Source organism: Paenibacillus intestini, assembly GCF_030803945.1.
GTDB classification, from domain to species: Bacteria; Bacillota; Bacilli; order Paenibacillales; family Paenibacillaceae; genus Paenibacillus; species Paenibacillus polysaccharolyticus.
Map to the genome: position 1 here is coordinate 94,529 of NZ_JAURUN010000005.1, position 21,526 is coordinate 116,054.

Genomic DNA, 21,526 nt, shown 5'->3' on the forward strand with positions numbered 1-21,526 from the left:
AGTCGATTATTCATCCATCGGCTTTGTTTTTGCTTTCTTCTTTATGATTAAACTGGTCAACGAGTTTATCCAGAATCACCGACTGCTTGATTACTTCAGGATGCAGAAATCCGTTATATTTCTTCGCAAGTTCGTGCAGGTGGCTTCTAGCCCGCTCCATTTTCAAATGTATAAGCACACTTTTTCTCATCAAATTAGCCTCTCTGAAACATTGTAGAATCTGATGTCAGAATATAGATTATTAATTTAAAGGCACAAAAAGAGTACTATTATATGAAATTTGACCGAATACACGGCCATCTCTAGCCTTGCTTAGCTTCATAAAACTCTGAACGATCTCTAATTTTTTCGAAAATAGCTAAGCAGGAATTAAGAATTGTGCTACTCCCCATAGCTATAGATAGATTCAAGCCCTCTAACATAAGCTCTGTGGCAGAGTGATTATCCTTACTTTCAACGAAGCGATACACGGCCAAATCCCCTAAAAACTGGACGTATTTTTCTTTTATTATCGTCGGTTTATACTCCCCGAATTCAGCTTTTCCCGATTGATAAGGTATATATCCTGCAAATCGTTCCAAAATCGTGTCAATATTGAAATGATATATATTCGCTGCCTGGATCATGTGCCATAGAGCAATGAATATCTCACCTTCGCGAGTTGCTATATAATCAGCATATTCATTTATAATCTGCACTTCTCCTGACATCAGACGATACAGGTAGGTATTCGCAATAGCCCATTCTGAGAATTGTCCAATAATCTGCTGAGCTTGCTCGTCTTTCTCTCGAACCCAGCGTTCCCCATTATCATATAGACCTACAAGTTCCAGTGCTCTTTTGTAATCACCGCACTTCTCACTTGCTGTAGCTTGGGCCAGATAGGCGTATAAAATATAATAATAAAGCGGTCTTTCTGTCTCCTTCTTTACTTCTTCCGAACGAACAGAACGGTGTTGCAATTCATATTGTATCGTTGCGATTCGTTGCATCTCTTTGGCAAGTGTATTCACTTTCTCCCATTTATGGGCCATTCCGAATGCATGTGATAATTGCTTTAATGCTTCAAGCTGATCGGTTTCATCCAGCCGGTTCACGTATGTCTCAAACTGAGTCGCCGCTCGTATATTTTTTTCCATATTGTCCCCTTGATCAATTAGAAACAAACGATATTGGCAACGTGCAAGACGCTCAGAATGCTGATACTTTTCCGCTTCACATACCCCTCGGTATAAAACTGCTGCAGCCATTTTTTTGTTATTGTCAAATAACTCCTCAGCCATCTCAAATAATACGGGAACATAAGCAAGGTCTTCTAAAATACGGTTTGTGATATGCTGGATACAATCCACTCGATTCAAATCAGCGCAACGAAATATAAACGGCCGTATACGTCTGATGGAGATCAGGGTTGAAAAACACTCGTCTATATAATCATCAAAAAAATAATCTTCAGGTAATCCCATACCCGCGGTAATCGCTATAAGTTGATTCATAGATATGGGCTTATTGCCTTGTAATATACGGCTGAGCGTCCCTGAATTTATGCCTGATGTCACAGCAAAGTGTGAATGTTTAATATGATTATCCTGTATGTACTGCATCAATCTTTCTCGAATTGAATTTGTACACTCCATCATTCACACCTCCACAAACGTACAAGTAATGGGTTGAATCCCCTGTACATAACTATACCAATTAAGAATCATTCATGGGTCCAAATATTATCCAGCACGTAAAAAAGCACCAAAGAGGCTGTACCTAAATTCGATTCGAAATTTAGACACAGCCTCGGCTTATTCAAATGGCTTCCAGCCATCCTCCCCTGACAGAACGAGTGACAACGCATACTCGGCTGCTTCTTCGTCCTTCAATATGTTGCACCAAGGCACACGCATATCTGCACGTCCGGCTCCTGGCCCGGCACTTTTATATTCGGCATAATTAACCGTGGTTTCCGCTTCGACCTTGTTCCAGTTATGCCAGCCTTCCTGTTTCACGTGCGCACCGAGCCAGCAGTTCAGGAAACAGACTTTGGAATGATTACGCCACGGCCTGCCCAGATACACCGATTGCGGAGGGGCATTACTGGTCAGATCACATTCGACAAACACATATCCGTAACGAACATCCTCTGGTGTAGAAGCCGCTGTAATCCAGCCATTCACATGTCCTTCTGCAACCTCCGCTTCCGTCAAGCGGCTCTTCGTGAAGATCTCACAACCCTTGAACACAACCGTAGCCGAGCCAAAAATAAAGTCGATATCCCCTTCGATATAACAATCCTCGAAGTACTGTCTTAACTTCCTGCGCTCGGCACCGTCACGAGGTCCGCCGAAATAACTGCGGTCCAGCGGTTGCTCAGGCAATGGTCCGGTAAAGATCGTATCCTGATGACCGATAAAACGGCATCCACGGAACACAGCACGATCCCCATCCACATAGACTGCTAGCGCCTGTCCTACCTCGCTACCTGGCCCAGCCGAATTCACGAAAGAGATGCCTTCCGCCTTGAAATCATCAGCCCCGATAAACGCTGTGTACGAATGGAATGTATGATACTGTGAACCGTCGGGAAACCGCTTGAGTGCATGGTCATCATAGGTGATGATCGTCTGCTCGGCGCCCTCACCAATCAGATGAATGCCCGGCTTATCCATGTGCAGCTTCTCAACATACACGCCTGCCTTCACTCGGATCGGAAGGCCTTGAGTACCATGATCTGGATGAGCATCCACTGCCGCCTGAATGGTTGTATAATCTCCTGATCCGTCAGAAGCAACCGTAATACAGGGAGTAGAGGATTCCATCACGAGATCCGCTGCCGAGCGTTGCTCCGTCATGGCAAACGCTCCATTTCCAGTGCGGCCAATAACAACGGAGCAACTCCCATAAAGGAATCGCTTACAATAGCCTCGCTGACATAGTAGCCGTACGAGCCATCACGATCCAGACTCAATCCTGCACCGTGGCAGATGCCATTCAACCGAACGCCTTCAGTGGTCTCCTCCATTAACTTGGACGTAAGCCCTTGCCACCCTTTTTCAGCCGCAGTTCTGAAGTGAGGTTCCAGATAACGCAAACGTACACCTTTCGCAATTGCATATACAAACATGCTTGAGCCTGAAGCCTCCAGATAGTTTCCTTTGCGGAACCCTTGATCCAGCACCTGGAACCATAGTCCGCTCTCCTGCTCTTGTACTCGTACCAAGGCGTTACACATCCGCTCAAAGATACCAATAATCGTACCCCGTTTAGGATGATTCAGCGGGAAATGTTCAACACTATCCACGATGGCCATGGCATACCAGCCCATAGCTCGGCTCCAGAAGTGCGGGGAACATCCGGTCAGGGAATCTGCCCAGATCTGCTCCTTCGATTCATCCCAGCCATGGTATAACAATCCGGTACGTGGATCACGTGTCTGGCGCTCGACCAGCAGAATTTGATGAGCTACTTCGTCAAATAACTCTGGACGCTGAAACGTCTTCGCATATTGGGAGAGAAAGGGAGAAGACATGTACAGTCCATCCAGCCACATCTGGAACGGATAGATTTTTTTGTGCCAGAAGCCACCCTCGGATGTGCGAGGCTGCCCTGCCAGTTGCGCAGCGAGCAGATGAGCAGCTTCTGCGTAGCGCCCATCCTTGGCATCATCCAATAACGCAAACAGGTTCTTCCCTTGATTAATCTGATCCAGATTATATTCCTCCAGGGAGTAGGTACCGATGGAGCCGTCTGGATGCACATACAGATCCATATGTCTTTTCATAAAATTGATATATTCCTGTTTGCCGTATTCTTCTCCTGTTCGTGCCATAGCCATTAACGTCATGCCTTCCACGTATGCCCATCGTCCTGAAGGGAATGCATGGAATCCGTCCTCGTTACATTGCTGCATAATTGTAGCTGCAATTCGCTCAGACCAGGATAACTGCGTCTGTACCTGCATCGCGTTACCTCCTAGTAGTTTGTATTGGTTCGAATACAATACCGTATATCGAATCTGTTACTAGCCACTGCTCTCATTCTACTCATTCGTTCTAAGCTATAATTTGAACTAAAGATGTTTACACGCTTACTCCAATGACAGAATAACCTTCCAATCGCTGTTATCACCAGATTTTTTTCAATTCCCTTTTATTAAAGGGAAAATCCGGTGATAAAGGCGAACGCTTCACTTTTTCAGGTTTTTTCTGTCCTCTCCGTTGGTGTGCAAAATAATAACTCAACATGGGATAGTTCTTCATTCAATTATACATTCACTTACTACTTTTAGAGCTGAACTAGCTTTCTATTAAAGCCGGCATTACTGCCGGCACGTTGCTGTTGAATTACGAAGATTCAGCTTCGGCTGGATGACAACCGGTACATCCACCCGCTCGTCACGAATCAGGGATACGATGAGCTCTGCCGCCTGAGCGGCCAGTTCATCCAGCGGTGGACCAATGGTGGTCAATGCCACTTCGGCATACTGCATATCCGGCAGATCGTCGTAACCGATAATCGAGATATCACGCGGCACGCTGTAGCCGGCTTCGAGCAACGCCCGAAGTGCTCCCCGTGTAACGAGGTTGTTCAAGCCGATAAATGCCGTGGGAGACTCCGCGCCAAACGTATAGTTCCGAATCGCGAAATATCCGTCTTCCCACGAAGAATGCGCAGGCAACACATCGTCCTCATTGAAAACCAGTCCTGTGCGCTGCAAGGCTTCCCGATAACCCTCCAGCTTGACATGCTGCGAGTTACCGATGAATCCAATTCGGCTGTGACCGAGGGATTTCAGATGCTCCACAGCCTTGTACAGACCCTCCTTACGGTCAATCTTGATGTAAGGAGAGTTCGGGGCTTCATCTGTACCGAGTACAAAACACGGCATGTTCAGGGTCGCAAACTTTTTCCAAAATGCATCCCGGTTGTCCAGCGCATAGTCCCACAGAATACAACCATCGACACGCAGCTGGCTGAACACGTCCACCCCGTCATCGGCAACAACCAGAATCATCTGATATCCTCGCTTCTTCAGCTCGGTATGCAGGCTACCCGAAATGTTGGAGAACAATGGATTGCTCAGTTCGTCCAGCACAAAACCGATGATATTGCTTCTGCCGGTGGAGAGTTGCCGGGCCAGCATATTTTTCCGGTATTGGTGTTTCTCCGCTACCGCGAGCACCTTCTGCTTGGTCGCCGGTTTAATCCGGGGATCATCATTCAGCGCTTTCGATACCGTGCTGTAGCTCACCCCCGCCAGTTTGGCAATATCTTTAATAGTAATCAAATTGAATCAACACCTCTCATATGCCTGAAACCTGTCTCTTATTTCTGTGCAGCTTTATAGCGATCGTATTGTGCTTGTCTGCCTGCGATCACCTGTTCAACATTCATGCTTTTGAGTGTCTCGATGTACTTGTCGAACTGATCGAGGCTTGCATCACCGCTAATAAACTTGAAGTTCATCTCTTCCACATACGTGGTGATGTCAGGCATCGACATGCTCTCTACGCTCGCTTCATCCGGCAAAGCATACACAAACGGGAACGGCTCACGCACATATTTCTCTAATTCTTTGTCCAGCTTCGCATGCCAAGGTGCAACGATCGAATCCGCTGAATCCGTGGACTGGATGTTTGGCAGGTTGACTGGGCCAATTCCGAGCTTTTGGATATATTCATTGTCTTTACCTTTATCCGTGAATTTCTTCACGCCATTCTCTTCTGTATACGTATCATCCTTGATGCCCCAAGTGTAATATGTCTGTGCTTCATCACTGACTGCATAATCCAGGAAGCGGAAAGCCAGTTCCGGATTTTTGCTATCTTTACTGATGCCGAAGATACCACTAACCGGTGTACGTCCGATGTAGAACTGATCTCCATGTGGCCCTTTTAATGGTAGAATACCTTTGATGATCGGCTCTTCGGGCTTGTAATCCTTGAAGAGCGGGCTGTAAACCATCGACATATACCAGCTGAAATTAAACGTCGCTCCCGTTACGTCTTGCGAGATCCGTGAAGTAACCTGGTCGCTTGTGGTACTCGCGTAGTCCACCCCCAGCAGACCTTCTTTGTACAGACCATTCAAGTAAGTCAGGTATTCCTTGTAAGCAGGCTCATAATAGCTAAAGTCTACTTTGCCTTGATCATCTGCATAGAAATTGTTCGATAGATCAAGTCCAAAGGCTGGGCCGAAGGCCATGGGCACAAACTTCGATTCCATCGACAATGGAATCTCATCGGCTTTGCCGTTGCCGTTCGGGTCATCTGTTTTAAATTTGCGCAGCATCGCTGTGAACTCATCCAGCGTAGTTGGTTCAGATAGTCCCAGCTTTTTGAGCCAACGCTCATTCACCATGAATACAGGCATGTAGTTACGCGTCAGCGTTTGTTGTGGAACATAATACATTTTACCATCTGGCGTGGTTAAACTGGCTTTCACGGATGGCGACTTTTCATATATTTTTTTGAGATTAACGCCATACTTCTCTACCAGGTCATTAATCGGGATGAACAGACCGCTGTTAATGTACTTCATTAATTGATCCTGATCCGGCAGGTACACGATATCCGGGAGCCCCGTGCCGGCAGCCAGCCTCGGATTGACCGCATCCGCATAGTTTTGAGGAGGGATCAGATCCCAATCTACTTTCACACCCGCATTACTCTCAATTTTCTTAACGATGGCTGCGGTGGACAGATCCACGTTGGTTGTCCATGCGTTCGTTGCCAGGACTGACAGCTTCGCATCCGGTTGATCCGTTACCGGCCCAGCGCCGGTATAATTGAAGGCTTTTTCTGTACTCTCAGGTGTTTTCCCCGCATCGGTTCCTGCACCCGTTCCCCCGCTACAACCCGCCAAACTGATCGCAAGTATCGCCGCAATTACACTTTTTCTTCCTGCCCCTTTGACTTTCATCCATCATTCCTCCTTGGTATGGACCTTTTTGAACTCCCTTGAATGACTTGCTTGAATGACTGTGGTGCTTGGTAATGCACTCTATCCTTTCACGGCTCCGAGGGTAATGCCCTTAACGAAGTACCGTTGGATAAACGGGTAGATCATCACGATCGGCAGAATGCTGACCACAATAGATACATAACGAACCTGCAGCGATGAAACCGCCAGTGCACCGGATGTCATCGTACCGCCCATCTTCTGCATAACTTCTGGCGAAGCCATGATCAGCACCCTTCGCAGGAACATCTGGAGCGGTTGCATATCCTGTTTGCCTAGATACAGTAAGGCTGAGAAAAAATTATTCCAGTGGAATACGGCGTAGTACAGCGTCAGCACGGCTAGTGTAGGCTTGATAATTGGAACGGCCAGACGATACAACATCGTCATCTCATTCGCTCCATCAATGCTTGCGCTTTCAAAAATTTCATTCGGAATGCCTTCGAAGGCTGAGCGACAGATCATCACGTTGAACGTAATTACCAGTACAGGCAGCACCATCACCCAGCGCGTATTGTACAGACCAAGCGATGTGATCAGCATGTAGACCGGAATGAGTCCACCTGAGAAATACATGGTGAAAGCGATAAAAAAGTTCAGCTTGCGCCGTAGAAAAAACTGCTGTCTCGACAAAGGAAATGCAGCCAGGCAAGTTGCTACAATGTTCAGCAACGTGCCTACAACGGTATACCAGACCGTGTTATAGAAGGACACCCACAGTTCCTTGTACTGCAGTACCATCTTATATCCTGAGAGAGTGAACCCCACAGGCCAGAGCACCACTTTTTGTTTATCGATGGCATCAACCGAGCTGAAGGAAATGCTGACCACGTACAGGAATGGATATAAGGTGACTACAACCGCCAGAATGGTCAGCAGGTAGACGAAGAGATAGAATAATCGGTCACTTCTCGATTTTTGCATACAGGCTCTCCTTTGGATCAGTGTGTGTTTTACCAGAGTGACATTTTGGTCAGGCGGCGAGTCAGAGTATTGGCTGCAAAAACAAGGATAAAGGTGATAATGGAGTTGAATAGTCCAATAGCTGTGGCGAATCCATAGTTCTGACCCTCGATCCCCATACGGTACACATAAGTAGACAGTACATCTGCCGTTTCATATGTGGCTCCGTTATAGAGCAGGTATACTTTCTCGAAACCTACGCTCATGATACCGCCGAGCGACAGTAGCAACAGAATAACAATGGTTGGTTTGATGCTTGGCAGGGTTAGATGCCACAATTCCTGGAATTTGTTCACACCGTCGATTTTGCCGGAGTCATACATCTCGGGGTCAATGCCCATAATGGCTGCGATGTAGATGATGGAGCTAAAACCAAAGCTCTGCCAGATGTCTGAACTTGTGAAAATGGTACGGAACCAGCTGGCATCCATCATGAAGTTTATTTTTTCCATACCGAGTCTTGCGATTAGAGTGTTGATGATACCGTCTGTTGGTGATAGGAAGTTGATAATAATGCCGGCCACCACAACGGTGGAGATAAAGTGAGGAAGATAAGTTACGGTTTGCGCGAAGCGTTTAAAGGTTCGATTCTTAATCTCTACGATGCAGACTGCAAATAGAATGGGGATGGAGAAACCGAACAAGAGTGGCAGAAAGGCCAGTAAAAAGGTATTACGCAATAGCCGCCAGAAGTAAATCGAGTTGACGAACTGCTCAAACCAGCGCAGCCCCACCCATTCGCCACTGAACATGCCTTGACCCGGTATAAAGTTGCGAAAGGCAAGCAATACACCCGGCATGGGCAGATACATGAAGATGAGATAATACAGAAAGATTGGTGAGAACATCAGCAACAAATACTTATCCCGCCGAATCAGACTGAACAGCGTGGACATGCGTTTTTTCAACGTAAACACTCCCCTTCATTCCAAAATTACAACGTTTGAATTTTTTGATAAAAAAAATCTGTTCCCTTGTAATACATCTGATATTAGGCTAACTACAATTTTGTAACGACCTATACTATACCGCATAATTACGAGAAAAATTGCATTTATTCAGTCTCGTTCATGCCTCAACTATACCTTTTCAAATCTTACATCCCCCATAATTACAACGTTGTAATTTTAATTTAAATGTATACGCTTTCATAAACTTTTTCTCATCTTAGCAGAGTCTTGAATGTTTAGCAACAACAAAATCAGGAATACCCTTTAATTTTTATAACGCCATGCCCCGAGGAGCAAACGTGAATATTGCATGGTACCCACATTGGAAAGCTATTGATACTTCCATAACAGTTCCAATACAATAAGTTGAGAAACGGAGGCGCGATATTTATCAGAGAGAAGGAATGGTTCAATGATCATTGATATAGAGCATGTGACTTGGAAAAGAGAATCCCTCACCCTGCTGAACGATGTCAGCTGGCGTGTAAACAAAGGCGAACACTGGGCGCTGCTTGGCCTGAACGGCTCTGGCAAAACAACGCTCCTCAATATGATTACCGGCTACCTGTGGCCTACGGAAGGCAACATCTCGGTACTCGGTCATGAATATGGCAGTGTAGACCTGAGGGAGCTTCGAAAGTCGATTGGCTGGGTGAGCTCCTCCTTGCAAGAGAAACTATACGCTTCTGACCGCACGCAATATGTCGTGATTAGTGGGAAACACGCTACGATCGGTCTGTACGACAAACTGGCAGACGAAGATTTGAATCAGGCAATGCACTGGATGCAAACGCTGGATTGCCAGCATCTGTGGGATCGTGAGTATCGCACTTGCTCGCAGGGGGAGAAGCAGAAATTGCTCATTGCCCGTGCCCTGATGGCGAATCCACAGCTGCTCATTTTGGATGAGCCTTGTAATGGGCTTGATCTATTTTCCAGAGAGCGTCTACTGGACAGCATCAGTGAACTGACAGCACGTTCAGACTCACCTTCGCTGATCTATGTAACGCATCATACCGAGGAAATTTTGCCCGTCTTCAGGCACAGCCTTTTACTCCGTCGGGGTGAAGTTTTTGGGTGTGGATTAACCGCTGATCTCATGACACAGGACGTATTAAGTGATTTCTTTGAAGCCCCAGTAGAAGTAGATCAGCATGGTGAACGAGTTTATGTACGGGCAGCAGCATCTAAAGGTTAAAAACACCCTACCAATGAAAAAGAGCACATCAAATATGGGCATAACAATAAGTAAAACCCAAAGACTTATCCACATGTGGATAGTTTTTGGGTTTTCTACTCCTATATATTGTGTTATCCACGGTTTTCTGTGTAAAACTTTCGCCAATCTGAGTATAACTTCGATTCTATGTTTGCCTCTTCCTTAGCCTACTTCCGTGCGGAGAGAAACAGAAAAAGCGGAATACGCCGTCTGCGCTGATACGTCTCTTCATTGACGAATTCTGCACGCTTAGGTGCTGATTCACGCAATTGCTCCACTCGGAATCCAGCTTCTTGCAGGGCCATGTAATACGATTCAATGGTACGGTGCATTTTTTGGACGGAACCCCCAAGCCACTGCTGCTCCCGATACCCCTCGACGAAGTATTGATCTACGATCCAATTGGTTCGTGTTCCGGAGGGTTGCAGCGTTGAAGTAATCACCGGGTGCTCTACCGAAAAAACAAAGGTTCCATCTTTTTTAAGTGCCCCATACACTTTACGAAAAAGGCTTTCAACATCCTCGATGTAGTGGATCGCCAGTCTTGAAATGGCAAGGTCATATGAATGTACAGGATACGTCCACTCTTCGAGATAAGATTGCTCAATCCGGGCATTCAATCCCTGAACGGACTTGCGGGCAGCCCGAACCATATTCGTTGAACCTTCAATACCTGTATAAGACAAGCCATTATACCTCTCGCCAAGTAGTTCTACCGCAAATTTTGCGTCTCCACAACCGAGATCGAGAATATGTTTACCCGTAACATCCCCGACCAACTCCAGCATAACCGGTCTCTCCAACGTATCATTGGCGTTATCCTGGCCTTGACGACGTTCCATATACGTCTCAAATACCTCATTATTATCGTAAAAATCAGAACCTCTTTCACTCATATCTGCACTGACCCCCATTCTATGAGTTATACACTAGTGTGGTTCACCCTGCTGCGGGCTATATTCTGTAAAAGTATACCGGATTCAAGCATCTCTCACCATAAAAAAAGCTGCTTGCCGGAGCCCACTCCGCAAACAGCCTTCTACTTTGGTTTGAGTTGTTTAATTCCTAGCCAAATCGCTCAGTTTTGTACCACTTGCTCTCGCGTTTACGAATCTTGTCCATCAGCAGATTGTAAAAGGCCCGGATCGAAATCAGAATAAAGAGCTGAGCATATGTGAAATAGGATACACATGCGTAGATAAAATTCCGGGTGTTGCTCTGCCCGATATCCGCTGCCAGTGCCAGATTGATCTGTAGAACATAGATGAAATACATCAGTGCCCAACCAATGACCAGGTAGACATATGCGTCCCCAGCAAACTGGAATGGAGAACTGACCTCCGGTTTGAATATTGCGATAACCTGATAAACAAGGTTCACCACAAAGATAATGTCCGACACAATAATAGCCAACATAAACCAGAAGTAACTGACCGCATAGTAGAGAACAAGCAATTTATTGCGCCAGCTGGAACGGTTGAACAGGTTATGAATGTTATCCAGAACCACCTGGTAGTTCCCCTTGGCCCAGCGTTCACGCTGTTTCATGTATACACCAAGCTGCTCTGGCTCCTGCTGATATGCTTCCGCTTGCGGCGCTAGGGCCACCAACTGACCCCGGTTCATAATTTCAAACGACAATGCCGTATCTTCCGTAATGGCGGTCACATCCCAGCCGCCGATTTCCCGGATTAGGCTTGTCTTAATAATATAATTCGTGCCCGGAATGGTCCCCAGCTTGAACAGCTCCCACAGCCCGGTGTGGTAGACACGCTGAGACGTTATAATTTCGAGATTAATACATTTGGAGAGGAAGTTCTGCCCACGGTTACGCGCTTTGTTTCGGCCAAATACAACCCCGTACTGTTCAGGATTCTCCAGTGATTTTTGTGCGAGGAACATCAGTGAATTTCGCTCTGGAGCAGCGTCTGCGTCAAATATACAGATCCAATCGCCGGTGGCCAGTTCCAGTCCGTCGTTCAGTGCACCGGATTTTCCACCCGTACCTTTGCGTTCAAGTACCGTGACGTTACGGTGCACATAACTGGTCTGTCCAAGGAACGATTTTAACCGATCGGCTGTGTCATCTGTGCAATTATCTGCAATGACAATCACCTGCACCTTATCCTCAGGATAGTTCAGTCGCAAAATATGCTCCACTGTTGCCACGATGACCAGACCTTCGTTATGAGCAGGTACCATAACCGTGACGTTCGGATAATGATCCATATTTTCCGGAATCTGAATGCCCTTCTTCTCCTGCTTGTGGATAAAACGAATAGCCCCGGCCATAATGACGATCGATTCGAACACAGCGATCCAAATACTGAATATCGACAAGATCAGAATGAAATCAGCCATCCGTTTTCCTCCGATCATACCTTCGAATTACCCTAGAGCGAAATCGGAGCGTGGCAATCGTTAATCCGATGGTAAACACCACAAAAATACAACTGACGGCAATACAGATCGGGATAAACCAGGACATATAATCCATAAGCCTCGCTCCTTTCGGTTAAATATATTCCCCGATTAAATCCGTCTCCGTGTTTCGTTCCAACGCGGCAAGGACAGCGTCCAGATTGTCATACTTGCTGAATTGTTCCTTCTGAAAAACCAGTGCGCCTGATTTGATAATGGTCTGGAGCTGGTTCCCCTTTTTATCGAGCACATCCATATCCATAATATTTTTTTTAATCCGGCGGGTTAACATCGGTAAGTAATCCACATTGACCATCGGACACAAAATGACAAATCGTCCGCGGTCCACAAAAAATTTGTGATCCTCGTATCGAATTTGTTTCTGAATCGACTGTGAGATCTCAAGCAGGAATTGGGAATACCGAACTGAACCAAGTGACTCCTGCACAAGCGGCAGAAATTCAATCTTAAACATGGCGATGCTGAACCCATAGCAGTCTGAATAACGTCTGGCAAGGTTGCTCTGTTTAACCAATGTATCTCCAAGTGCTTCCTTATTGCCCAGCGTTGTATCCAGATCGATCTCTGGATTGTGATCCTTCATCTGCTCCAGACGTTCAATCACCCGTGCACTACGCACAAGTCTTCTTTTGATATAAGCAGCGATTGCCGTGTTCGCCGGAATAAGTAGCCACCAGGAGAACACGAGCGCATTGGGTTCTGCGAAAGTCACGAGCCACACAAAATAAGTGACCAAGTATATAAATATCAGTACGACGGATACACCAACAGGAAGCAAAAGCCCCGCGGCTAGCGCCCCTAGTGACGCTATGCTAAGTACAACATCCAGCTTGGTGTAACTTTGATTCATGTACAAGTGGAGATATACAAAGAACTGCTGTACGATGGCGAGACTAATCAAGATTGCGTAACCCCAGGCCAGACGCTGGGTAGGTGCGTTATTTCTCATAGTCCTCCTTCTCTGCATCGAATTTCAGAATGACTCGGTGCCAACACCTCTTTTTTTATCAACCGAAAATTCAACAAAAACCGACAATTAAAGACAATAATATAGTAACATATAATCTTGGATTATATAAATAAAAATTTACTTTTTAAGAAAATTATATAAATAAGTTTCGCCAAGCAACGGAAACAAGTTATCAAACAGGTGGGTGTTTCCGTCAAATACGTAACCGCCCGGATATCGTGTGTCTTGCCCTCGCAGTGTGATCATATGTTGATACAGCTGCTTTGCCCAATTTGGATCACCTGAGCGAACAGCAAGCAGGATGGATAGACCATATACCGCTGCCGATTCATAATCTACGGCTGGTTTCTGTGTTCTACGATCATACTGTCCGGGGAGCTTACCCCGAGTGCCGAACTCTTTTTTTAGAAAAGCAATCAGCTTGTCGGGTTTGTGCCCCATCTCCATCACATGATTGGCAACGATGAGCTGATCAATCAGATTGACTTTCTCATCGTAGGTGTAAGCCTTGGTATTGACATTCATGCTCTTCGGATAGAATAATCCATCGTCAGGCATTTTATGCAGTATATCCTCGTACCTGCTGTAAACGTCCGGACCCAGCATCTGATGGTCTCTCATCGCTTGCAAGGCGAGCAAATCCACATAGACCAGACTTAAGGTGTCCGTGGAATGTCCACTTTTGAAATCATAAAAATCAACCAGATACCCCTGTTGCTCGGTTCGCTGCGTTAATGTTCGGGAAAGGGCTGATGCGGTCGCCAGTTTGTCTGCTCTGCCTTGTTTCCACTTGTCTGCTGCTTGCAACAGAGCCCCCATAATCCGCAGATCGTCACCTAACGCGTTGGTTGCTACATGGGATTTCCCTTGAGGATTAAGCTTCCAGGCGATATAGATGTCGGGCCTGATCACATAGTATGTCTGGAGCTGCTTGTAGGCCTGCTCGAACATAACTTCGTTATCACTTGCCAAAGCATACTGCATCCACAATCCAAGCGACTCCGACAGTGCCTCTCGGCCAGCAACGATGTCTGCTCTCTCCGACGCCGCTTCCTGCAAATAGGTTGCAAGTATGCCATTAGGATTCGTCATATGTTCCTTAACAAAGGCGACTGTAGGGGACACCTTCTCCATCACAAACCGCTCCCTCCATAGCAGTACAATCGCTACAGATACAACAACCGCAAGTAATATGTACCATGACCGCTTTTTTCGGAAAATAAACTTCACACCATTCCTCCTGACGGGAATATATGACGGAGCAACTGAGCCACTTCTTACATTTTTGGAAGTAGGCCTTATCCACAGTGTGCGCTTAATCATGGATATCCATGTATGGGCGGCGACCGCCCTTTTTAACAAATTTCCAATCGACCTCAATGTTATGTCTCATCTTCCGCAGCAACTGGATTGCTGTCTCAATCTCTTCCTGTGTCAGACCATCCAACGTTACCTGATCTGAATGCACACCTTCTTTGCGAATGAACTGCCATGCTTCAAGCCCAGCCTCGGTTGGATACAGCACCTTATTCTTCTTATTACCCAATGCCGGCTGTTTGACAATGAATCCGTCAGATTCCAGTTTACTAATCGCTCTTGCTGCCGTTGTACGATCCACCTTGATCAGTTCAGCCAGCTGGTTCGGAATGATGCCAGGGTTCTCGCAAATGCGGTACAAGTACAAATATTGTCCACGGGACAAGTTCAAATGCTGAAACTCCACATTGCTGATGGAATCCAGACAGCGGGCAATCATGCCAATCTCGCGCAACACTTCTCTTGGCTCGTTCAGTTCATGTACTTCCTGCGATTCATCGTTCGGCTGAGTCGGTTCGTTGGCCAATTTAGGTTCTTTCGGTTCTGTCACAGAGTTCACACTCCTATAAAATTGTTGCATTCGCAACATAATTGATGATATAACTACACTAGTTCAGTGTATCACTTTCAATTCCATTCCGATATTCCATCCGACTAGGTAAAGGAGAACGATTCATGAATATAACTGTTGTTGAAGCAAACACCCCGGAACTGCTTGATGCGTGCTTTGCCATTCGTATGGCCATTTTCGTGGAAGAGCAAGGCGTACCTGCCTCCGATGAATTCGATGCCTTTGATGCGCTAGGTACAGAAGCACGCCATATCCTGCTCTATGTGGATGGTGTACCTGCCGCCTCCTCCAGACTACGCATCGTAGAGCAAGTAGCCAAGCTGGAACGCATCTGCGTGATGCTGGATTACCGCAAGCATGGTCTGGGCCGTGTATTAATTAACAAGCTGGAGGAGATGGCCAGAAAGGACGGATTAGAGAAAGCCAAGTTGCACGCACAGGTTCAAGCCTCCGGCTTCTATGAACGTCTTGGCTATGCTCCGGCTTCCGACGAATTCATGGAGGATGGCATTCCCCATCTGCTGATGACAAAAAAGCTGAACTAAGAGACATGATCTCTCCGTTCGAAATTAGCTTGCAACTCAAAGAAAACGCCTCTATCTTCACTTCGTCAGTGAGTACATAGAGGCGTTTGTTGTGTTTTTTATCCCAAAGCCAGACGGCTGGCATCTGGTTTTGCAGCTGTTTTTACATCTGCTTCAGCTTCCGCATTTTTCATCTGCTTGCTACGTAGCTGTCCGCAGGCCGCATCGATGTCTGTACCATGCTCCATACGTACCGTAGAGTTGATGTTGTTCTTCTTCAGCGTATCATAGAATCCCAGAATACTCTCTTCCGTACTGCGCTGGTACTGGCTATGCTCATCCACCGGATTGTACGGAATCAGATTCACACTGACCATGCTCTTACGACTGGACAGCAGTTCTGCGAGTTCAGCCGCATGTTCGCGCTGATCATTCACATCCCGAAGCAAAATGTATTCAAACATGATGCGTTTGTTTGTTTTCTCCAAATAATAATCCACCGCATCCATCAATTGTTCAATCGGGAATGCCCGGTTGATCTTCATGATATGTGTACGTAGCTCATTATTCGGCGCATGCAGTGAGATCGCAAGGTTCACCTGCAGACTGCTGTCTGCAAATTCCTTGATTTTATCCGGCAATCCGCTTGTGGACACCGTGATTCGCTTCGCTGCGAGAGCTAACCCTTTTCGATCCTTGATCACTTCGATAAAGTTGCTCATATGTTCAAAGTTATCAAATGGTTCACCAATGCCCATTACCACAACGTTTGTGACGCGCTCGCCTTGACCAACTGCATCCAGATGCCGCTGTACATGCATGATCTGTTCTACAATCTCTCCTGCGGAGAGATCACGGCTCTTCTTGATCAGCCCGCTGGCACAGAAGCTACAGCCAATATTACATCCGACCTGTGTAGTAACACAGACAGTTAAGCCATATTTTTGCCGCATGAGCACCGTCTCGATCAGGTTGCCATCCTGCAACCGGAGCAGGAATTTCACCGTACCGTCTGCTGACTCCTGCTTCACATGTTCACTCATTGAATTCAAGGTGAAATGCTCAGAGAGCACATCCAAACATTCCTGACGAACATCGGACATGTCGTTAAAATCATGAACCCGCTCCTGGTATAACCACTCCCAGATGCGAGAAGCACGGGATTTCTTCTGCCCATGCTCGGGCAGCCAGGTACGTAATTGCTCTAATGTTAATCCATATATGGATGATTTAATCATGGTATAAACCTCTTTTCGCAAAAAACATATGGCTCATCGGTCGTCTTACCCAAAAAACCTCTACTCTGTATTGTCCCAAAATTAACAAGGGAACACAAGGGCTTTTGCATTTCTTCCAAGAGGTTTTATGCTTGGTAAATCTGCGCAGACGACCTAGAAGTGAATAATGCCAGACGTATGCAACAGAACGAGCAGAACCAGAACAGGTGCGACATAACGAAGCATAAAGAGCCAGATGCGGAACCAGCCGGAGCTCAGACCAGCTGCTTCAGCAGCCGTTTTCCAGAAGTATCCCGCAAAGATTGTAACTAACAATCCACCTACAGGTAACAGAATGTTGGATGCCATAAAGTCCATCCAGTCGAACACACTCTTCGATCCGATCTTCCACTCTGGGAACAGTCCGAGCGACAGCACGGAAGGTAGCCCTACGATGAAAACAGCGAGAGAGATGACCCACACGGCACGGTTACGACTCCAGGAAAGACGCTCCATGAAGTATTTTACGGGAACCTCAAGCAGTGAAACTGCTGATGTCAACGCTGCGATTGCCAGCAAAACAAAGAATAATCCGGCAAACAGGAATCCTAGCGGCATTGCCGAGAATGCTGCAGGTAGCGCAATGAAGATCAGGGACGGCCCTTGGTCTGGTGCAATGCCAAAAGAGAACGTCGTCGGGAAGATGATCAGTCCCGCGATAAAGGCATAGAGCAAGTCGCCCGCACCAACAGCAACTGTTGCCGCACCCAGGGATTGGCTTTTATCCACATACGAACCATACGTTACGAGGATACCCATACCCAGCGACAGCGAGAAAAAGGCATGTCCGAGCGCAACCAATGCCGACTCCGTTGTAAGCTGGGAGAAGTCCGGATTCAAGAAAAAGGAAACTCCAGCACCTGCCCCTGGCAGCGTAACGGCACGAATCATCAACACAATTAACAGAACCAGCATGGCTGGAATTAGAATTTTGTTAAACTTCTCAATTCCGTTCGATACACCCTTCGCTACAATCCAGCCTGTGATCAGGACAGAAACCAACTGCCATACAATCGGCATATAACCACCGACAAAACTGCCGAATTGTGCGCCATAATCCGGATTATTAAACAACGTGCCACTGAACGAAGTTACAGCATATTGTAATGTCCATCCTGCGATGATGACGTAGAAGGACAGAATGATAAAAGGCGTTAATACTTGCAGTAAACCAGCCGCTAACCAACCTTTATGTCCACCTGCTTTAATAAAAGCAGTTGCTGCGCTCCCCCGTCCACTTCGTCCAATAGCAAGTTCGGCAAGCAAGACAGGCAAACCAATCAGCAAAAGACAGATAATAAAGAGCAGGAAGAAAGCTGCTCCCCCATTTTCGCCCGTAATATAAGGGAATTTCCACATGTTACCGAGACCTACGGAACTACCGATGGCCGCCAGAATAAAACCGGCACGCGAGAAGCGTTCCCCTTTGCCAGCGTTGTTTGGGTCTAGATCAGACTTACTCAAATTCATTGTATCTACTCCATCACTTTAAAGTTTTCCCGTAATTATATACTAGTCCGCGTTTCAGGTCATGCAAAAATCAGTATTTGTCGAAAATTCACCAAATTGGAGATGATTTCAGGATGAATTCAGTATGGGAAAATAACCTGAAACTTAACCATCACCCATCAACAATGAACCCTTAGTTAACTTGGGAAAAAACAAAAAAAGATGTTTCAGACAGCTCTTGGCATAGCCTCTGAAACATCCCCTTTTTGAAAGATGGTCTATATATCGCAGGGTATTGTCCCGCATATGTGTATTGTTTTCGCTCGATGCTGTCTAGATTTTGATCTCTAGCAACTCATATTTGATTACACCCATTGGAGCATTGACATGAATCACACTTCCTACTTCTTTGCCCATCAGCTCTTTGCCTAATGGACTCTCATAAGAAATTTTGCTGTTGGATACATCCGCTTCCGCTGGACCGACCAGCTGATACTCGATCTTTTCAGCAAACTCAAGGTCGTTCAATATCACTGTTGAACCAATACTTACTTTATTGGAATCCATATTATCTGAGCTGATGACTCTTGCTTTGGTTAACATCTTTTCCAGAATCAGAATGCGGGTCTCCATAAATGCCTGATCATCTTTGGCTGAATGATACTCGCTGTTCTCCTTCAGGTCCCCGTAACTGATCGCAAGCTTCAGTCGTTCTGCCAGTTCCTTGCGCTTCACCGTTTTCAGTTCCTTCAGTTCTTCCTCCAGCTTTTCCAAACCTTCCTGTGTCAAAATCACTTCATCATTAGCCATGTTTTCCATCTCCTAATCCTGCTATCTATCTCTATTCTAACCTATTTCCACTCCAAACGGTTAACATACCCCGGAAAAAGAAACCAAACTATCATTTATCATATAACGTGCGCAAAATATATATGTGTACCCTATTTCCACTATGAGTATCATTAGAATTGTACCGGTACAATCATAATAAACTTGTGTGTGCATTTCAGATGCTCACTTATACAATGAATTCAGGGCAGTAGCGTTCGAGGCATTTCCCCTGCAGCCCATGATATGAATTGAGGTGATCGAGATGAATGTTACATTGACTCTAGCTGAAATAAACGCTTATCTGAAACGGATAGGCCTGGATACGATCAAGAAACCCACTTTAGAATTCCTTGCCGAGATGCAACAGGCACATATCCATCATCTATCTTGGCAAACGGTCGATATTTTTGCAGGTAGACCTGCGGGCATCGATCTGCAAGAATCCGTGCAGTTGATCCTGCAAGGACGCAGTGGCTACTGTTTCCATTTGAACGGCGCATTCAGTGTTTTACTTCATTCCCTGGGATATACGGTGCACTGGCACCGCGCGGGCGTTCAGCCGCATGGAGAACAGCCACGTGTGAACTCGTTCCATCTCGGTCTGTCCGTCTCTTTGCCAGATGCGGACCCGAATGTGGAACGTTGGATTGTAGATGTCGGTCTGGGAGGCATGCCTTTTGATCCGCTCCCTCTCCGTTACGGAGCCTATGGACCCGCACCGTTTACGTATACATTGATGCCTTCTTCCGTTGTTACTGGTGGATGGAGGCTTGAATACGAGCCTAACGGACCAAGCATGGGAGTGGATTATGATCCCGAGGAGCTTACCCGTCTGGAAGAGTTTATTCCCAAGCATGAATTCTACAGCCAATCCGTGGATTCACCCTGGCATAACGCATTTCTGCTCCGTCAGAGAGATACAGCCCACAGCTATGAGCTTAGGGGATGCGTGCTTCGAACGCATGGAATCGAAGGCATTAGCAAGACAGAAATTCGAAATTACAATGAGTGGAAAGACATACTAACCAAGCTTTTCTATGAACCGTTAGTGATTTATACGGAACAAGAGCGTAGGGAGATGTGGGAACGGATACAGATTGCGCATGAAGAATGGAAAAAAACACAACTAGCCTGATCCATTGGAGAAAAACGCGAGATAAGGATAAATATAGAGGAAAGCCTGTCATCCATGCCGAATACAACGTCAGGTGATAAATGATGATAACTATACAAGTACTGCAAGTGCCCTCCGTTGTACCTGAACCATATTGGGATCTTTTTCTGTCATTCGTTTCTGAAGAGCGGCGGGCACAGGCTTCACGCTTCATGCATCAAGCAGATGCATATCGGTCAGTGCTAGGTGAAGTGCTGACCCGTGTGAAGTTAAGCAAATTGACCGGCCTGGGACATAGAGAGATTACGTTTACCCGTAACAAATATGGAAAACCCGCCCTTACTCACGAAGCTGATGTACAATTTAATGTCTCGCACTCCGGCGATTGGATTGCACTGATTGCTGGAGGTAAAGATGAACTCGGTGTCGATGTGGAGAAAATAGCACCGATTGACCTGCAGATCGCAGAGCGTTTCTTCTCGCCACAAGAGAATACGTATCTGGCAGCACAGCCTGCCGATCAACAGCTGCATACCTTCTATCGCCTGTGGACGCTAAAGGAGAGCTACATTAAAGCTATAGGCACAGGTCTGTCGCTACCGCTGGATTCTTTTGCTATTCTCCCAAGCCAGTATGTACAAGGGCAACAGGTTGGCGATCTTTGTTGGTGTTGCACGCAAACTGGGCACGCAGAGTTAACAGGAAAGCTGCAGCAAAAAGGGGAGCAACTGAGCAGCGATGCAGAAGGTGATCAGAACATACGCGTCATGCCCCATCGTTTCTACAGCCAGCCTCTGGATGCAAAGCATATGCTGGCTGCCTGCACCGCCGATGGTGAACTGCCAATGAGACCGGAAGTTGTGACGTTGGATCAGATGTATACCAAGCTAGTGGAAGACGCTAACGCTGGGAGATGATGTGTTTGTGTTTATGATTATGCCAGCCCAG

21 protein-coding genes are annotated in these 21,526 nt (G+C 46.4%); 4 read left to right on the forward strand and 17 right to left on the reverse strand.

Annotated features, from left to right (window positions below):
- Positions 1-10: 10 nt before the first annotated feature.
- The 8 genes from J2T16_RS15505 to J2T16_RS15540 form a co-directional block, all read right to left on the reverse strand.
- Complete coding sequence (locus J2T16_RS15505) at positions 11-190, reverse strand: aspartyl-phosphate phosphatase Spo0E family protein (protein WP_221790034.1); 180 nt, start codon at positions 188-190, stop codon at positions 11-13.
- A 112-nt stretch (positions 191-302) separates the two neighbouring features.
- Complete coding sequence (locus J2T16_RS15510) at positions 303-1,637, reverse strand: helix-turn-helix domain-containing protein (RefSeq protein WP_499018666.1); 1,335 nt, start codon at positions 1,635-1,637, stop codon at positions 303-305.
- A gap of 159 nt (positions 1,638-1,796) precedes the next feature.
- On the reverse strand, positions 1,797-2,843 hold the full coding sequence (locus J2T16_RS15515) for a pectinesterase family protein (RefSeq protein ID WP_499018667.1): 1,047 nt from the start codon (positions 2,841-2,843) through the stop codon (positions 1,797-1,799).
- The gene (locus J2T16_RS15520; RefSeq protein ID WP_499018668.1) at positions 2,840-3,952 is read right to left on the reverse strand and encodes a glycoside hydrolase family 88/105 protein; all 1,113 of its coding nucleotides are present in this window, start codon (positions 3,950-3,952) and stop codon (positions 2,840-2,842) included. Before J2T16_RS15520 ends, J2T16_RS15515 begins: the two co-directional genes overlap by 4 nt.
- 357 nt (positions 3,953-4,309) lie before the next feature.
- Complete coding sequence (locus J2T16_RS15525; protein WP_154889954.1) at positions 4,310-5,278, reverse strand: LacI family DNA-binding transcriptional regulator; 969 nt, start codon at positions 5,276-5,278, stop codon at positions 4,310-4,312.
- A gap of 38 nt (positions 5,279-5,316) precedes the next feature.
- Complete coding sequence (locus J2T16_RS15530) at positions 5,317-6,912, reverse strand: extracellular solute-binding protein (RefSeq protein ID WP_499018671.1); 1,596 nt, start codon at positions 6,910-6,912, stop codon at positions 5,317-5,319.
- 81 nt (positions 6,913-6,993) lie between these two features.
- On the reverse strand, positions 6,994-7,875 hold the full coding sequence (locus tag J2T16_RS15535) for a carbohydrate ABC transporter permease (RefSeq protein ID WP_499018674.1): 882 nt from the start codon (positions 7,873-7,875) through the stop codon (positions 6,994-6,996).
- A 29-nt stretch (positions 7,876-7,904) separates the two neighbouring features.
- Entirely contained in the window at positions 7,905-8,822 is a 918-nt protein-coding gene (locus J2T16_RS15540; protein WP_418792713.1) for an ABC transporter permease, read from the reverse strand.
- Between the two features lie 454 nt (positions 8,823-9,276).
- Here J2T16_RS15540 and J2T16_RS15545 point away from each other — a divergent pair, with 454 nt between their 5' ends.
- A complete protein-coding gene (locus J2T16_RS15545; RefSeq protein ID WP_499018676.1) occupies positions 9,277-10,062 on the forward strand; it encodes an ABC transporter ATP-binding protein in 786 nt (261 codons plus the stop codon).
- A gap of 188 nt (positions 10,063-10,250) precedes the next feature.
- On the opposite strand, the gene J2T16_RS15550 is transcribed toward J2T16_RS15545, so the two are convergent.
- From J2T16_RS15550 to J2T16_RS15575, 6 genes are all read right to left on the reverse strand, one after another.
- On the reverse strand, positions 10,251-10,979 hold the full coding sequence (locus J2T16_RS15550) for a class I SAM-dependent methyltransferase (RefSeq protein WP_090921416.1): 729 nt from the start codon (positions 10,977-10,979) through the stop codon (positions 10,251-10,253).
- Between the two features lie 169 nt (positions 10,980-11,148).
- Positions 11,149-12,444: a glycosyltransferase family 2 protein gene (locus J2T16_RS15555; RefSeq protein WP_090921414.1), complete on the reverse strand. Its 1,296-nt coding sequence runs from the start codon at positions 12,442-12,444 to the stop codon at positions 11,149-11,151.
- Entirely contained in the window at positions 12,437-12,580 is a 144-nt protein-coding gene (locus J2T16_RS15560; RefSeq protein ID WP_167375743.1) for a hypothetical protein, read from the reverse strand. The genes J2T16_RS15555 and J2T16_RS15560 overlap by 8 nt, the downstream gene beginning before the upstream one ends.
- 18 nt (positions 12,581-12,598) lie before the next feature.
- Positions 12,599-13,474 (reverse strand): diguanylate cyclase domain-containing protein, encoded by an 876-nt coding sequence (locus tag J2T16_RS15565; protein ID WP_154959555.1) that lies wholly within the window; start codon positions 13,472-13,474, stop codon positions 12,599-12,601.
- Positions 13,475-13,612: 138 nt separating this feature from the next.
- Positions 13,613-14,725, reverse strand: a complete 1,113-nt coding sequence (locus J2T16_RS15570; protein ID WP_499018679.1) for a glycosyl hydrolase — start codon at positions 14,723-14,725, stop codon at positions 13,613-13,615.
- Between the two features lie 85 nt (positions 14,726-14,810).
- The gene (locus J2T16_RS15575; RefSeq protein WP_154984489.1) at positions 14,811-15,251 is read right to left on the reverse strand and encodes a MarR family winged helix-turn-helix transcriptional regulator; all 441 of its coding nucleotides are present in this window, start codon (positions 15,249-15,251) and stop codon (positions 14,811-14,813) included.
- Between the two features lie 236 nt (positions 15,252-15,487).
- Between J2T16_RS15575 and J2T16_RS15580 the strand changes: the two genes are divergently transcribed.
- On the forward strand, positions 15,488-15,928 hold the full coding sequence (locus J2T16_RS15580; RefSeq protein ID WP_499018681.1) for a GNAT family N-acetyltransferase: 441 nt from the start codon (positions 15,488-15,490) through the stop codon (positions 15,926-15,928).
- Between the two features lie 98 nt (positions 15,929-16,026).
- Here the strand turns inward: J2T16_RS15580 and rlmN are convergent, their stop codons facing one another.
- From rlmN to greA, 3 genes are all read right to left on the reverse strand, one after another.
- The gene (rlmN, locus tag J2T16_RS15585; RefSeq protein ID WP_499018684.1) at positions 16,027-17,145 is read right to left on the reverse strand and encodes a dual-specificity RNA methyltransferase RlmN; all 1,119 of its coding nucleotides are present in this window, start codon (positions 17,143-17,145) and stop codon (positions 16,027-16,029) included.
- 153 nt (positions 17,146-17,298) lie between these two features.
- Positions 17,299-18,654 (reverse strand): sodium-dependent transporter, encoded by a 1,356-nt coding sequence (locus J2T16_RS15590; protein ID WP_221790048.1) that lies wholly within the window; start codon positions 18,652-18,654, stop codon positions 17,299-17,301.
- A 312-nt stretch (positions 18,655-18,966) separates the two neighbouring features.
- Entirely contained in the window at positions 18,967-19,443 is a 477-nt protein-coding gene (gene greA / locus J2T16_RS15595; protein WP_090921402.1) for a transcription elongation factor GreA, read from the reverse strand.
- A gap of 283 nt (positions 19,444-19,726) precedes the next feature.
- Here greA and J2T16_RS15600 point away from each other — a divergent pair, with 283 nt between their 5' ends.
- Positions 19,727-20,599 carry an arylamine N-acetyltransferase family protein gene (locus J2T16_RS15600; RefSeq protein WP_499018686.1) on the forward strand — a complete coding sequence of 291 codons (873 nt, stop codon included), beginning with the start codon at positions 19,727-19,729 and terminating at the stop codon, positions 20,597-20,599.
- A gap of 83 nt (positions 20,600-20,682) precedes the next feature.
- On the forward strand, positions 20,683-21,495 hold the full coding sequence (locus J2T16_RS15605; protein ID WP_499018689.1) for a 4'-phosphopantetheinyl transferase family protein: 813 nt from the start codon (positions 20,683-20,685) through the stop codon (positions 21,493-21,495).
- Positions 21,496-21,526: the final 31 nt, after the last annotated feature.